The organism is Nonomuraea sp. CA-143628 (assembly GCF_050942315.1).
Lineage (GTDB): Bacteria > Actinomycetota > Actinomycetes > Streptosporangiales > Streptosporangiaceae > Nonomuraea.
Window position 1 is genome coordinate 6,752,766 of the sequence record NZ_CP192072.1, and the last position, 14,893, is coordinate 6,767,658.

A 14,893-nucleotide genomic window follows, 5' to 3' on the forward strand; every position below is an offset into this window, starting at 1 on the left:
TGTACGGGACCCGCCTTCAGGCGAGGGTGATGGCCGGGAGCACCAGCCGGGCTCCGGTGGCGCCCCCGATGCCGATCGTCTGCCGGCTTTTCACTGTGTCGGTCGTCAGCCAGGGGTTCTCGCCGGTGCCCGGGTGCACGGCGTAGTGCGGGAAGTCGCTGGACTGAATCTGCAACTGCAGGCAGTGCCCCTCCTGCAGCCGGTAGGCGTTGTCGTCCATGGTCAGCGTCAGGTCCGGCCCGGAGAGTTCGGACAGGACGGTACGGCCCCAGGAGATGGGATGGGTGGTGCCGTCCGGATACACGTCCTGCAGCTTGGCGAAGACGTGTGTGGAGGGGGCGGAGAAGGTGATGCGCGCGGTGAAGATGGGCTGGCCGGCGAAGTCCAGGTGCTCGGCCAGGGGGTCCGTCCGGAAGGTTAGGACGTCGGCGCGCTTGGCGAGTTCGCGCTCGTCGGGGTAGGCCGCCAGCAGGTACCAGATGGCCTCGATGTCGACGCTCGAAGGAACGGGATTGGCCGGGTCGTGCGTCCAGCCCAGCATCTCGGTGTCCTCCTCCGCCTCGGGGCCCAAGCCGTGGACCTGCTGCGTCGACGTCGTCAGGTGGAACGTCACCGGCCGGCCCGGCGGCGGATATTCGGTCGAGGACTGCCAGCCCACATGTCCCACGTGCCATCGCGCGTGGGGCCGGGGCTCGGCAGGGGCGACGCCGTCGAGGTGCTCGTCGAAGAAGCCAGCCATCTCACCGCACTCGGCCTCGATCTTCTCCGCGAGCGCCGTCTCGTTGAGGTACGGATTACGCTCGTCACCGGCGCCGACGTCCTCCAGCTTGTAGCCCGCGTGGTCGGCCGAGCCGACGCGCAGGTAGTGCAGGTTGCGCAACCCGCCGAGCGAGCGAAAGTGCCGCCAGTCGCGTAGCCCGGCCGGGGCCAGGCCGGGGTCGTACCAGTTCTGCCAGTGCAGGATCGGCACTGTCGTGGTGTGGTACGGGTGCCGCTGCCCGTACGGGTTATACCACTCCTCGGTGCCTGCGCGAGCGAGCTTCTCCAGAGCGCTGACGCACTCGCCGATCTGCTCTCGCGCCTGCTCGATGATGCTCTCGACCGAGCCGGCACTCCAGTCGATCTCGGCCAGGTAGCCGTTGTTGTCGGTCCAGATCTGCAGGAGGTCGTTGAGCCCGGCGAGGGACGGTATCTCGTGCAGCCACTGGGACCCGACATGAGTGGCCCCCATGTCGATCCCGGTGACCTGGGGGATCGCCGCCTTGATGGCCGGGTGGCCGCTCGCCACCGCCGCCCAGGCGGTGAAGCCGTAGTAGGACGCACCGGCGACGCCGACTCGGCCGTTCGACCAGGGCTGCTGGGTGATCCACTCGACCGCGTCGTAGCCGTCGGCGACGTCGAAGGCATAGGGCACGGTCTCACCCGTCGAGCGGAACTTGCCGCGAACGTCTTGGGCGACGAACACGAAGCCGCGCGATCGGAAGTACTCGGCCTCGTACTTTAACGCGGTGTAACGGCTGGACTTGTCGTAGGGGGTGCGGACCAAAATCGCCGAGTGGGTGATCGCGTCGTCGGGCAAGTAGACATCGGTTGCGAGCTGGACGCCGTCCCTTGTCCGGACCAGGTGCTCGGTGGCCTGCCCTGACATGGGCTCCGGCGTCATGGTTTCGAGGATCTTGAAGCTCATCGGCTGCCTTCCGCAATAATATTTCGCCATTTATACAACGATCGTTATGTAATGGGAAGGCGTTGCTCGACCTGGGCATCGGCTACGCTTCGACAGGCGCGGCCCGAGGGGAACGGTGATCGCGTGACCGATGGCCATCGTTGAGGAGCTATTAGTGCCGCGCCACGTCGATCACGACCAGCGTCGCCGGGAGATCGTCGCGGCCACGGTGGCCGTGCTCGCGGAGCGAGGCACCCGAGGGCTCTCGTTCCGCGCGGTGGCGAACTACATGGGCGGCTCGACGACCTTGGTCACCCACTACTTTCCGACCTTGAAAGATCTGATCGACGAGGTGACGGCGCAGTCGCTTCGCAAGTGGGACGACGAGATCAAGGAGCTCGACTCACAGGCGAACGACCCTCTGGGGCGGCTGCGCAACCTGCTGACCTGGCTCGTGCCCACGACGGAGATCGGCCTGGCCAACGAGCAAGCCCGGATCAACCTGCTGTCCGGGCAGATACTCGGCGGCGAGAACCGCGCCACGTTCGAGGCATGGGACGGAAAGATCCGCGGCTACCTCCGTAGCCATCTGACAGACCTTGTGCCCGCCGAGGAGGTCGAGCGGACGGTCGAGCTGTTGCGCGTGACCACCAACGGAGTGGTGCTGTCGGTCGTCGAACATCCGGATTCGTGGTCCGCGGAGCGGCAGATGGCGGTCGTAGACGGGCTGCTCGAACTGCTAGGCCTGGCGAATTCGCCCTCGAAGGACTGAACTACTGCGCCTCAGGTGATGCGCAGCAACAGTAGCCAGACGCCGGTCCGCCCGTTCCAGCTGCTGGAGGGGGAGCCGGCGTGAGTGCCTCCTGGAAGGCGGCGACGCCGGGCAGGTCGACGGCGCGGACCGCGGTGGCCCGGCCAGGGTGCGGACGGGTTTCGGTGGGCGAACAGCGGCTCGCCGGAGATATCCGGCGCGGGCGTGTAGACGACGCTGCGTCCGGTGATCAGCGCAGGGACGATCTTCGTGACGGCCATGTTGAACGGGCGGTTCCACGGTGCGATGGAGGCCACGGCGCCGACCGCCTCCTTGAGCACGGCGCCCGCCGGACCTCGCTGAGCGGGTCGTTCCTGGCGACGTCGAGAAAGTATCGGCGAGCGGACAACGCTCCCGGGATCTTCTTCGCCGTGATCGACGCAGGCAGTCCCATCTGCAGCGCCAGCGCCAACGAACTCGCCGAGCGCGCCTGCGGCGCAATGCCTCGCCCCCTGGTCCTCAAAGCCTTCGGCACCACGGCTGACGAGTTGGCGGGGTCCGCTCCGTTACCTGGAAGTGGTGAACGAGCAGGGGCGGAGCTCTTGAAGTGGGTGCCGTCGTCCAGCTTGGCGAGCTCGAATCCGCACGTTGACATATACCCCTGCCTCGTATAGAACACTGCCAAGTGAATACCCCTAAGGGGTATATGAGCTCGATGCTTGCCCGGGAGGAGACGGACATGGGATTGTTCGCGATTCGCGACTACCGGCGGCTGTTCAGCGCTCAAGTCATCGCGTTGTTCGGCACTGGTTTGGCTACCGTCGCGCTGGGGCTGCTCGCGTACGAGCTCGCAGGTCCGCGTGCCGGTGCGGTTCTCGCCACCGCGCTGACGATCAAGATGGTCGCGTACGTGGTCGTCGCACCGCTCGCGGCCGCGTACGTCGATCGGCTGCCCAGACGGTGGTTTCTCACGATCCTCGACGTGGTGCGCGCTCTGGTGGTGATCGCGCTGCTGTTCGTCACCGAGGTGTGGCACATCTACGTCCTGATCGGGGTTCTCCAGACCGCCTCAGCGGCATTCACCCCGACGTTTCAGGCCGTCATCCCCGACATCGTGACCAAGGAGGCCGACTACACCCGCGCTTTGTCCGCCTCGCAGGTGGCCTACACCATGGAGAGCCTGTTGAGCCCCGTGCTCTCGGCTGTGGCGCTCACCTTCATGTCGTTCAACCTGCTGTTCATCGGCACCTCCGTCGGGTTCGCCGTGTCCGCGCTGCTGGTCCTGTCCACGCGCATCCCCAACGCACGCCCCAGTTCGCACACGAACGCCTGGGACCGGGCCGTGGCGGGGATCCGCACGTTCGCGGCCACCCCGAGTCTGCGCGGCGTCATGGCGCTGAACCTCGTGGTCGCCGCCGTCGGCTCCATCGTGGTCGTCAACACCGTGAACTACGTCCGCGACGTTCTCGGCGGAGCCCAATCCGACGTGGCCTGGGTGCTCGCCGCGTCCGGAACGGGGACGCTGCTGGTGGCCCTCGTCCTCCCGCGCGTCCTGGACCGGGTGGCGGACCGGTTCGTGATGCTGATCGGCGCCGCCGTGCTGGTATTCGCGGTCGGCGCGGCGGTCACGATGTCCGCGGCGAGCGTCGCCGCATCACTGCCGACCGTGGTGATCTGGGTGGCGATCGGCGGCGGGATGGCGCTGATCATCACGCCGACCGGGCGGGTGCTTCGTCGGGCGGTCGATCCCACCGGAATCCCCGAGGTCTTCGCCGCCCAGTTCTCGCTGTCCCACCTGGCCTGGCTGGTCACGTATCCCATCGCCGGCTGGGTCGCCACGCAGGCCGGCTTCACGATCACCTGGGCCGTGCTGGCGGGCCTGGCGGTAATCGGAGCTGTCACGGCACTGGTGGTCTGGCCGCACGACGAGAAGGTCGAGGTCGGAGGGCGTACGGCAACGGCCGTCCAGCCTCGCGTCAGGAAGGCCGAGGCCGCAGGCCGCGCCGCGGCGGCGGTTGCCTCCACCAGGACCGAAGTCGCCACCCGGGAAGTCGCGGAGGCTGCGGAGGGCACACTCGCGGCCTGCCAGTGCGCCTGCGTTCGCACCGTCTGAGGTCACCGGCTAACACCGTCTGGGCAACCACGCATGCGCATGGCCATTGTCGGAACGGAAGCTTCATCCCCCCACGAGCGTCGGATCAGCGGGTCCACTGTGGCAGCGGGCGGCGGCGCGCTGTTGCTCATGCTCCTCCTGCTGGTGCTCCTGAGTGGCGGCGGTTCGAGCTCGACGGGCTCTCTGGAGCAGGCCCGGCGTCCGTCGGCGTGGTGGCCTTCCCCCGGTAGGCCACCACGCCGACGACAGGCCGCCCTGCAGGGCGGCGCAGCACTGGCCAACAAGCTCTCAGCTGTCGTCGTGGTCAGGACGACCGCCGGTCTCGAAGAGAACCGCCTTGGTGTGCTCAAAGTTGTGCTCGACTCTAGATTGATGCGACGATTGAGCTGCGCCTCGGCGCGTACAGGAGCGCGCTTCATGTAGGTTTGCTTCCATGGCTCGTCGCGGTTCCTACGCCAAGGGGAGAGCCCGGCGTGCCGAAATCGCGGACGCCGCCCTCGCCCTTGTCGTGGAGCGCGGACACGATCGCGTGAGCATCGCCGACGTCTCTGAGCGCGCTCGCGTGCCCGAATCAACGCTGATGTACTACTTCCCGACGAGGGACCACCTTCTGGTCGCGGCTATGGCCAGCGCCGAGCAGATCGAGCTTGGTGATCCCGTCCCGCAGGAAATGATTGATGATCCGGCGGAAACCCTCCGGGCCACAGTCGCGAGGGACATGGAAGAACCGCAGCGCATGAGGCTCTTCCTGGAACTGCAGTCGCGGGCGTCGGATCCCGATCACCCCGCCCATGAGTTCATCAGGTATCACCACAGCCTCGCTCACTCGCAGCTCGCAGCGACGCTCAGGGCTAGGCAGGCCATCGGCTTGGCGCATCCTCAGGTCGACCCCGAGCGATTCGCGTTCCGTATGGCGGCGGTCTGGGACGGGCTGCAGGCACGCTGGCTGGTTGATCGGAACTTCGACCTCGCTGAAGCCGTGGCGGACTCCTTCCGTGAGCTCGCCGGCGAGCACATCCTGCAGGCGCAGGCCACGCTCGATCGCCTCGTTTCCGAACTCTGACGCTCCGCGCGCTCGGCAGATCACCTCACCCATTACCGTGTTGGGCCGCCAGCGTATCTGCTGCTTTCGTCAGATACGCCTTGCCCAGGATGTACACCCTTGCGCCTAGCTGGCGGTGGGAGTACCGTCGGCCCGAATCTCGAGTCTGGTTCGAGTTTCGAAGACGAAAAGGCAATTCCGTGGCACACAATGCTGTGAACAAGGCACCGAACCCCTGGTGGGTTGCAGTCGTTTGCGGCCTCGCGTCGTTCATCGATGCGGCGGCGATCGTCAGTTCCGGAACGGCGCTAGTGATCTATCAGCACGCGCTGGGGCTCGGCGCCAGTCAGATCGGGATTCTGGCCGCGGCACTCACCGTAGGGATTGCCCTCGGCGCGCTCCTCGGTGGCCGTCTGGGCGACCAGCACGGGCGGCGCCGCGTGTTCACCATGACGATGGTGATGATCGTGGTCGGTTCCGCGCTTCAGGTGTTTGGTGGCGGGTTCGAGCTGCTCCTGGTTGGGACGACGCTGGTCGGGCTGGGTACGGGTGGAGACCTGCCTGTCTCGCTGGCCACGATCGCCGAGCATGCCCCGGACGAGAAGCGGGGCAAGTTGATCGCCTTCTCCGGGCAGCTCTGGCTCGGAGGGATCGCCACGTCGATCCTGATCGCCGCCATCGTCGGCAACTGGGGGCATCTCGGCGGTCAGATCCTCTACGGCCAGGTGCTGGTGATAGCGGTCATCACGCTGCTGCTGCGCCTGACGATCCCCGAGTCCCCGGTCTGGTTGGCTGCCCGCGTCACCGGTTCCCCGGGCTCTGCCGCCTCAACACCGGAGCGCGCCCGCGTCCGGGATCTGCTCCGCAGCCCGTTCGTGAGGCCGTTCATCGCGCTGCTGCTGTTCTACGCCCTCGTGAACCTGGGCGCGAACACGAGCGGGCAGTTCGGCACCTACATCGCGGTGAACGTCATCGGGATCGACGTCAGCCTGACGAGCATCATCGGGCTGATCTTCCTCCCCCTCGGGTTCGCCTTCACCTACTGGTTCATGCGCATCGTTGACACCCGGCACCGCTTCATGTACTTCCTAATCGGCGGTATCGCGATGGTCGCTCAGTACGCACTGCCCGCGCTGTTCGGGTTCTCGCTGCCGCTGCTGTTCGTCGGCGCTTTCCTGGCCGGATTCGGCGGGGCTTTCGCCTTCGAGGGCATCATGAAGGTGTGGACCCAGGAGTCGTTCCCGACCCTCCTTCGCACCACGGCCCAGGGGTCGATCCTGTTCTTCGCGCGCATCCTCGCGGCGGCCCTGGCCTCTGTGACCCCGCTCGCGATCGAGGCCGGGCCGCGGGTCCTGTACACCGGTCTGGCCGCGGTCACGTTCGCGGGGCTCGCGTTCGCCTTCTTCGAATTCCGTGGAAAACAGCGAGACATCCTCGAGAGCGAAGTCGAAGCGGGTGTCTCCGCGCCCAGCGCGGCCGCTGACGACGCGCGTCGGGCGCAGGGCTGAACGATGGGGAGCGCTAGTGTTTCGCGACCCGGCGTCGATCCGCGTATGACGCTTGACCGCGATCTGTTCCGGTCGCCGACCGCAAGCGACCGTCCCGGCATGCGCTGGTGGTGGCAGGCCGGAACCGATCCGGCAGAGCTGGAGAGAGAGCTCCAGGCGATCGCCGATGCGGGTTTCGGAGAGGTGGAGATCGCGTTCTCCCCGCAGCTCTGGGCGACCCCGGATCAGCGCGCAGCGCTGAGACGCGTCCTGGACCTGGCGTCGCTGCGCGGGATCGGCGTCGCGGTCACCCTCGGCGCGGAATGGCCCCTGCGGACGCCGAACACCGCGGCCGGCACCGAGCATGCGGCGCTGGAGCTCCAGTACGGCGTCGTCTACGTCGGGCACGACCACGCGGGTCGCATCGCGATTCCGTCACCCATCGATGAGGACGAGCTGAGCCGTGGCGCGCGACTGCTGGCGGTAACCGTGGGTCGCGTCGTGGAGCGCGGGCATCCCCCCGCGTTCGTCGACGTCGCGACGTTCTTGGGGCCGCGCCGGGAGCTTCGCAGCGGAGATCGCGCCACGATACTCGCCGAGGATTCGCTGCGCGACGTGACGGGCCGCGTGGTCGATGGCGAGCTGGACTGGGCGGTTCCTGAGGGGGAGTGGGCGGTGTTCGCGTTCTGGGTCCGCGACACGGCCCAGGGAGTGACGAGCTTCATCGACGCGGGTGCGGCGCGAGCGGCGGCGCAGTACCTCCAGGAGCATCAGCTGGGACAGGACAATCTCGCGATGCTGAAGGGCGTGGGCACAGACCTCTTCGAGGACTCTCTGGAGCTCAACGCGGAGTCCCTGTTCTGGGCGGAGACGCTGGTCGAGCGGTTCCGCGACCGGCACGGCTACGACCCGACGCGGTTCCTTCCGGCCCTGTTCGCGCACGGCATGTGCCGATACTGGACCCCCAACGAGGAGCCGACACCGGACTTCGAGTTCGACACCTGCAATGGTGGACGCGTCCGCAAGGACTACTACCGGCTGCTCACCGACCTCTACGTCGATGAACACCTCGCGGTCTTCCAAGACTGGGCGCGCTCGCTCGGCATGCGGCACAAGTCGCAGGCGGCATACGGGCAGAACCTCGAGCCCATCCGCAGCAATCGCGAGCTCGTGCGCCTGGGCGGACACGCGGAGGGAGAGTCGTTGAACTCGGGCGATCGCGCAGCCGTCCACCGCGATCACCCGACCTGGCGGTTCGCGCTCGACTGGCAGCGCTGCGTCGTCGGCGGAGCGCACCAAGGCGGTACCACCAGGATTAGCACGGAGCTCGGCGCCCAGTTCGCCGCCGCGTACCGGCAGACCCTCGGTGACCTGCGTCAGATGCTCGACAAGGAGTGGGCGGCCGGGATCACCCGACCCTTCGTCCACGGGTTCGCGAGCCAGGACGCGGACGCGCCCTGGCCTACGCGGTCGCGCTTCTTCGACTTCGTCACCGAGAGCTGGAACGACCGGCATTACCCCGAATGGGCGCACTGGGCGCCGCTCACCGATTACTGGGCCCGTGGAACAGTCGTGCTGGAGACCGGCATCCCCCGCACCGACGTGGCCGTCTACCGCGATGGCTTCTTGACAACGGCAGCGCGCGGTCTGCCCGACGACGACCTCACGGCACCGCGCATGCTCGCCGACAGCGAGGCGCTGGAGCGGGCCGGTTACACCGTGCAGTTCATCGATCCGGTAGGCCTCGCCGACACGGAGGCGATCGAGTCCGACGGGACGCTCTATCCGGACGGTCCCGGCTACCGGGCGCTCATCATCGACGAGCGCCGGATCGACCCGGCAGCGATCGAGGCGGTGGTGCGCGCCGCCGCGAACGGGCTTCACGTGATCTTCGTGGGAGAGGCTCCGGCGGGGGACGTCGGGTTCTCCGCTCGTGAGGAGGGGAACGAGCGCGTGCGGCGCGCAGTCGACGCGCTGCGTGTGTGTGCGTCCGTCGTGTCGGTCGGTGCCGCGGACGAGGCCCCCGCGGCGCTGAAGCGGCTCGGGCTCCTGCCCCGTGCCCACACCGAGCGTGCCGACGGGGGCGGGGTACTCACCCAGTGGCGCGAAGGCGATGGCCGCGACTACATCCTGGTCTACAACCCGTACGACCGGCCGCAGGAAGTGCGTCTGGGGCTGGAAGGCCTCGGCGTCGTGACTGAGCTGGACCTGGACACGGGACTCGTCGCCCCCCTCGCCTGCCACTCGACCGACGGCCGCACCGCCGTCGAGCTGTCGCTCCCGGCTCTCGGGCTGCGCGTCCTGGAGCTCGACCGCCGGTCGCAGACGGTGAGCAGCCCCGCTCCCGCGCCGCACGGGAAAGGCCGGGTGATCCCGTTGACAGGGTGGACGCTGGACGTCGAGGCGGAGGAGCCGACCGGCGTCCGCCGTATCGCTCTGGACTCCCAGGGGCCCGCCGACTGGCGGACGGTGCCGGGACTCGAGGGCGTGTCGGGAGTGGGACGCTACCGGGCGATACTCCCCGACTCCCTTCCCAACGGCACGTACACCCTTGATCTCGGGGGACTCGCCGGCTCCGCGACGGTCAGGGTCGCCGGGCACACCGTCGCGACCGTGTACACGTCCGGCGTGGCCGTGACCATCGGGGAGCGGCCGGAGCCCGCGACGTCGATTGAAATCGAGGTGCGCACCGCGCTCATCAACGCCGTCGTCGCTCACGGTGGCCATCCGGCGGCGGGCGACGTGACGGCTCCGCACGGCCTGGAAGGACCTGTCGTGCTCAGATCCTGGGCGAGCCCTGACGCCGCCGCGACAGAAGAGAGGCCTCGATGAAGACCGCACCCGAGCTGCTGCGGGAAGCGCAGTGGATCACGATCCCGACGGATGCCGGGGAGCCTGGGACGAGGCCAGCGTACTGGTTCCGCCGCTTCTTCGACCTGACCAGCCCCGTCGCGGACGCCACCCTCTACGCCACGGCCCACGGCCTCTACGAGGCGTTCGTGAACGGCACCCGCGTCGGCGACGAGGAACTGGCGCCGGGATTCACGAACTACCGCAGGACACTCCACGTCCAGCGATACGACCTGCGCCCCTACCTGCGTGAAGGTACTAATGAGCTCAGGTTCCTCGTCAGCGACGGATGGTATCGCGGACGCTGCGGACCGTTCCGGATCGCCGACAACTTCGGGGATCAGATCGCCGTGGTGGGTGCGCTGACCGTCGACGACGCCCCGGCGGTCACCACCGATGCCACGTGGGGCGCCGCGGTCAGCCACATCACGGCCGCCGACCTCATGGACGGCCAGACCACCGACCACAGGCGGATCGGGCTTGAGCAGTGGGAGCCGGCAGAGGTGTCCCGCGACCCGCTCACCCAGGAGCACGGACGGTTGCAGTGGTCACCCGCTCCGCCAGCCAGGAGGACGGAGGAGTATCGTCCGGTCTCGATCGACCGGCTCCCCAGCGGTCGGGTGATCGTCGACTTCGGGCAAAACCTCAACGGCTGGACCAGGCTGTCGACACTCGGCCGGGCCGGCACGGAACTCGTGCTCGTCCACGGGGAGGCGCTCGGCCCCGCCGGTGACGTCAGCCAGCACAACCTCGAGTTCGCGATCCCGCAATGGCAGACCTTCCCCGCCGGGCAGAAGGACGTGGTGATCTCCCGGGGCGAGCCCGGCGACGTGTTCGAGCCTCGCCACACCACCCACGGGTTTCGCTATGTCGCGATCGACGGCCTCCCCGAGGCTGAGCAGATCGACATCACCGCGGTGCAGGTGCGCACCGATATGACCCACATCGGCAGCTTCGCGTGCAGCGACGAACGCCTGAACTCGCTGCACGCGATCACGGTCGCGAGCTGGAGATCGAACAGCTGCGACATCCCCACCGACTGCCCCCAGCGTGAGCGGTGGGGGTACACCGGCGACTTCCAGATCTTCATCCGCAGCGCGGCCTATCTCGACGATCTTCGCGGATTCGGCCAGAAATGGCTGCAATCCCTCGCCGACGACCAGAATGCGGACGGGCGGATCACCAACGTCTCCCCGAACTGCGGGGCCCTGCCGGTCCCCGACGACAGCCCGCTCCGGCAGGACGGCGCGGCCGGCTGGGGGGATGCCGCCACGATCGTGCCCTGGGAGCTGTACCGCCAGTACGGTGACATCGACATCCTGCGACGCACCTATCCGATGATGCGCAGATGGATCGGCTATGTGCAGGCCCAGGCGGCCACCCGACGCCACCCCTCCCGCGAGGAGGCGCACCCGGCGCCTCGACCGCACGACGCCTATGTCTGGGACACCGGATGGCAGTGGGGAGAATGGCTCGAGCCTGGCGGGCAGTTCGATCCCACCGAAGACCAGGGGATCGTGGCGACCGCCTACTTCGCGAGATCGGCGGACATCGTCGCGCAGGCGGCAGACATCCTCGGCGAGCATCACGACGCAGACGAACTGAAGACGCTCGCCTCCGCCGTGCGCGATGCCTGGCGGAAAGAGTTCATCGGCGACGACGGCACGCTGAGGCATCCCTCTCAGGCCAACTACGTGCGCGCGATCACCTTCGGGCTCATTCCCGAGAACCTCCTACCCGCGTCCGCGGACAAACTCATCGCGCTGATCCGCGAGAACGGGAACCGCCTGTCGACCGGGTTCCTGTCCACCGGGATGCTCCTGCCCGTTCTCGCCGACATCGGCCGGGCCGACCTCGCCTTCGCGATTCTCCTCCAGAGCGAGGAGCCGAGCTGGATGACCATGCTCGAACGTGGCGCCACGACAGTGTGGGAGGAGTGGGGCGGAGTCGATGCCGACGGCGCGGCTCACGGCTCTCTGAATCACTACTCGAAGGGAGCGGTGATCTCTTTCCTGCACGAGTACGTGGCGGGGATCCGCCCGGCACAGCCCGGATACGCGGAGATCGAGATCTCTCCCCTCGTCCCCCCGGGCGTGACATGGGCGACCGCCTCGCACCACACCCCTCACGGAGTCGTCACCGTCCGCTGGCACATCGAGGGCGATCAGTTCGCTCTCGAAGCAGAGACGCCCGAAGTGCCGACTCTGATCCGCCTTCCCAGCGGTGCCGTCCATTCCGTCAGTGGAGGACGCCACCTCTTCCAGGAGCCAGTCTGACGCCCACTGAACCTGCCCGGGCGAGCAGTTCCCGCTCCGTCCGAGCGCCATCGACGAAGAAAGAGACGAATGACAGACCTTCCCTACCGCGACCCCTCGCTCCCGGCCGGGGAGCGCGTCGCCGACCTCCTATCGCGCATGACCGTGGAAGAGAAAGCGGGGCAGCTGACGCAGTACTTCTACTTCAGCATGGCCGTCACGCCCCCGGGCGTCGACATCGCATCGCTTCCCTCGGAGCAGCAGGCATACCTTGAGCTTCCGAAGATGGTCGAGGACGCGATCCGCGCCGGACGCGCGGGATCCGCCCTCTTCGCGAAGGACGCCGAGACGACGAACCGGCTGCAGCGCATCGCCGTCGAGGAGAGCCGCCTCGGGATCCCGATGATCTTTGGGTTCGACGTGATCCACGGCCTGCGCACGATCTTCCCCACGCCGATCGCGATGGCCGCCTCATGGTCGCCCGAGCTCCTGGAACAGGCGCAGAGCGTCGCCGCACGCGAAGCGCGATCCGTGGGCATCCATTGGACCTTCGCGCCCATGGTGGACATCGCTCGAGATCCGCGATGGGGTCGCATCGTGGAAGGCGCCGGTGAGGACCCCACGCTGGGGGCGGCCGCTGCCGCTGCCCAGGTCCGAGGCTTCCAGGGCGACTTGGGACCGGATCGGGTAGTCGCAGGGCCCAAGCACTTCCTCGGCTATGGCGCCGCGCGCGGAGGCAGAGACTACGACGACGCCGAGGTATCCGACAACGAACTGTGGAACGTGTACCTGCCACCCTTCCAGGCGGCGATCGAGGCCGGCGCTAAGAACGTGATGAGCGCATACATGGACCTCAACGGACTCCCCGCATCCGGCAACCGAGCCCTGCTGACGGATATCCTCCGCGACCGGCTTGGCTTCGACGGGTTCGTCGTCTCCGACGCGAACGCCGTACGAAGCATGGTCACGCAGCACTTCGCACGAGATCTCACCGACGCCAGCGTTCACGCGATCAACGCGGGCCTGGACATGGAGATGTGCACGACCGACCCCGCGTTCAACCGCCTCCCACACGCCGTGGCCGAAGGCCTGGTATCGGAGGACGCGCTCGACGCCGCCGTGGCACGCGTGCTGACCGCCAAGTTCGATCTAGGGCTGTTCGAGACGCCGTTCGCCGACCCCGCCTCGGCGGACGCCGCTCTCGCAGCCCCTGAGCATCGCGAGCTCGCGCGGCAGGTCGCGGAGCAGACCATCGTGCTTCTCAAGAACAACGCCGGCACGCTCCCGCTTGCGGCGGACTCCATCTCGAACATCGCCGTGATCGGACAGCTAGCCGACAGCAGGCGCGACACCCTCGGCCCCTGGGTCTTCGACTACGACCTGGAGGAGACGATTACCGTCCTCGACGGCATCCGGCGCCGCGTCGGCGCGGACGTGCAGGTGGAACACGCGCCGGGTGCGGGAATCATGGAGCGGAGATTCCCCTCCATGTTCGACCAGATGGACGTGGTCGTCGAGCGGACGCCCGACGACCACGACGACGATCTCGAGATCGAGCATGCTGTCGCCCTGGCCACCGCAGCGGACGTGGCGATCGTCGTCGCAGGGCAGCGACAGAATCAGATCGGTGAGAAGTCGTCTGTCTCCACCCTCGACCTTCCCGGTCGACAAGTCGAGCAGCTTCGACGGATCGCCGCCACGGGAACACCCGTTGTGCTTGTCCTCATGACGGGACGCCCCGTGGACCTGCGGATCGCCGACACGTCGGCGCTCGCAATCCTCCAGGCGTGGCATCCCGGCACTCGCGGGGGTGAAGCTGTCGCCTCGATCTTGTTCGGCGACACCTCGCCGGCCGCTCGACTGCCCTTCACGTGGCCCCGGCATGTCGGGCAGGTGCCGATGATCTACGCTCACAACCGCACCTTCGCGCCGGAGGACCAAGGCACGCGATACTTCGACGAGGAGAGCACCCCGCTCTACCCCTTCGGTCACGGGCTGTCCTACGCCGAGTTCGAATACTCGAACCTTCGTATCGACCGTCCCTCGATCACCGTCGGGGAGACCGCGCTCGTCACCGTCGAGGTCACGAACACATCGGATCGTGACGCCGACGAGGTCGTCCAGCTCTACACCCATCAGCGGCACGGCAGGTCTACGCGCCCCACCCGCGAGCTCAAGGGCTTCCAGCGGGTCCCGCTCGCAGGCGGCCAGACCCGCACGGTGACCTTCGAACTCGGGCCCGACGAGCTGCGGTACTGGAGCGCCGCAGACGGTGAGACCGTCCAGGACCCCACGATTGTGGACGTGTGGGTCGGTGGCAGCTCGGCGGCGGAGCTGTCGAGCACGCTGGAGGTGGGCCCATGAGCCATGTCAGGGCTGAGCCATCGACACCATCGATGGAAGGAGAAGAACCGTGACGAAGCGGATGAAGATCATCCTCGGTACCGCGCTGGGCGAGCCGCCGATGGTGAGCGGGCGTAGGGCAGTGGTCCGCCGCAGCCGTCGATGCTGGCCCGCAACAGCGGCCCGGCGGTGTAGTCGGCGCGGGCCAGGTAGGGCTTGAGCAGGGCGACGTAGCCGCAGTCGTCCAATAGGACGGATGCGCACGCTGCCGCCGTTGTCGCGGATGCGGACGTGTTCGTCGTTCAGGCGCAGATGTAGATCCTCCACGTAGAGACCGCGCACCTCGGAAGCGCAGGTGCGGCAGACGTGGGCGGTCTCGAACAGCA

General features: G+C 67.7%; 10 protein-coding genes. 7 read left to right on the forward strand and 3 right to left on the reverse strand.

Going from position 1 to position 14,893, the window contains the following annotated elements; all coding sequences use genetic code 11:
* Positions 1-16: 16 nt before the first annotated feature.
* On the reverse strand, positions 17-1,687 hold the full coding sequence (locus ACQP2T_RS30890) for a CocE/NonD family hydrolase (protein WP_433519566.1): 1,671 nt from the start codon (positions 1,685-1,687) through the stop codon (positions 17-19).
* Between the two features lie 154 nt (positions 1,688-1,841).
* On the opposite strand from ACQP2T_RS30890, the gene ACQP2T_RS30895 reads away from it, so the two are divergent.
* Complete coding sequence (locus tag ACQP2T_RS30895) at positions 1,842-2,438, forward strand: TetR/AcrR family transcriptional regulator (RefSeq protein WP_433519567.1); 597 nt, start codon at positions 1,842-1,844, stop codon at positions 2,436-2,438.
* A gap of 11 nt (positions 2,439-2,449) precedes the next feature.
* Here ACQP2T_RS30895 and ACQP2T_RS30900 read toward each other — a convergent pair whose 3' ends face one another.
* On the reverse strand, positions 2,450-2,734 hold the full coding sequence (locus ACQP2T_RS30900; RefSeq protein ID WP_433519568.1) for an aldehyde dehydrogenase family protein: 285 nt from the start codon (positions 2,732-2,734) through the stop codon (positions 2,450-2,452).
* 422 nt (positions 2,735-3,156) lie between these two features.
* Here ACQP2T_RS30900 and ACQP2T_RS30905 point away from each other — a divergent pair, with 422 nt between their 5' ends.
* The 6 genes from ACQP2T_RS30905 (at position 3,157) to ACQP2T_RS30930 (ending at position 14,528) form a co-directional block, all read left to right on the forward strand.
* Positions 3,157-4,530: an MFS transporter gene (locus tag ACQP2T_RS30905; protein WP_433519569.1), complete on the forward strand. Its 1,374-nt coding sequence runs from the start codon at positions 3,157-3,159 to the stop codon at positions 4,528-4,530.
* A gap of 433 nt (positions 4,531-4,963) precedes the next feature.
* Entirely contained in the window at positions 4,964-5,593 is a 630-nt protein-coding gene (locus tag ACQP2T_RS30910; RefSeq protein ID WP_433519570.1) for a TetR/AcrR family transcriptional regulator, read from the forward strand.
* A gap of 194 nt (positions 5,594-5,787) precedes the next feature.
* The gene (locus tag ACQP2T_RS30915; RefSeq protein ID WP_433519571.1) at positions 5,788-7,080 is read left to right on the forward strand and encodes an MFS transporter; all 1,293 of its coding nucleotides are present in this window, start codon (positions 5,788-5,790) and stop codon (positions 7,078-7,080) included.
* Positions 7,081-7,125: 45 nt separating this feature from the next.
* On the forward strand, positions 7,126-9,891 hold the full coding sequence (locus ACQP2T_RS30920) for a glycosyl hydrolase (protein ID WP_433519572.1): 2,766 nt from the start codon (positions 7,126-7,128) through the stop codon (positions 9,889-9,891).
* A complete protein-coding gene (locus ACQP2T_RS30925; RefSeq protein WP_433519573.1) occupies positions 9,888-12,185 on the forward strand; it encodes a family 78 glycoside hydrolase catalytic domain in 2,298 nt (765 codons plus the stop codon). The genes ACQP2T_RS30920 and ACQP2T_RS30925 overlap by 4 nt, the downstream gene beginning before the upstream one ends.
* Positions 12,186-12,254: 69 nt before the next feature.
* Positions 12,255-14,528 (forward strand): glycoside hydrolase family 3 N-terminal domain-containing protein, encoded by a 2,274-nt coding sequence (locus ACQP2T_RS30930; RefSeq protein WP_433519574.1) that lies wholly within the window; start codon positions 12,255-12,257, stop codon positions 14,526-14,528.
* Positions 14,529-14,596: 68 nt separating this feature from the next.
* Here ACQP2T_RS30930 and ACQP2T_RS30935 read toward each other — a convergent pair whose 3' ends face one another.
* Positions 14,597-14,755 (reverse strand): hypothetical protein, encoded by a 159-nt coding sequence (locus tag ACQP2T_RS30935; RefSeq protein ID WP_433519575.1) that lies wholly within the window; start codon positions 14,753-14,755, stop codon positions 14,597-14,599.
* Positions 14,756-14,893: the final 138 nt, after the last annotated feature.

Bases quoted from the DNA above. Each gene is read 5' to 3' on its own strand.
- ACQP2T_RS30890 (WP_433519566.1), bottom strand. From the start codon at position 1,687: ATGAGCTTCAAGATCCTCGAAACCATGACGCCGGAGCCCATGTCAGGG.
- ACQP2T_RS30905 (WP_433519569.1), top strand. From the start codon at position 3,157: ATGGGATTGTTCGCGATTCGCGACTACCGGCGGCTGTTCAGCGCTCAA.
- ACQP2T_RS30910 (WP_433519570.1), top strand. From the start codon at position 4,964: ATGGCTCGTCGCGGTTCCTACGCCAAGGGGAGAGCCCGGCGTGCCGAA.
- ACQP2T_RS30920 (WP_433519572.1), top strand. From the start codon at position 7,126: ATGACGCTTGACCGCGATCTGTTCCGGTCGCCGACCGCAAGCGACCGT.
- ACQP2T_RS30925 (WP_433519573.1), top strand. From the start codon at position 9,888: ATGAAGACCGCACCCGAGCTGCTGCGGGAAGCGCAGTGGATCACGATC.
- ACQP2T_RS30930 (WP_433519574.1), top strand. From the start codon at position 12,255: ATGACAGACCTTCCCTACCGCGACCCCTCGCTCCCGGCCGGGGAGCGC.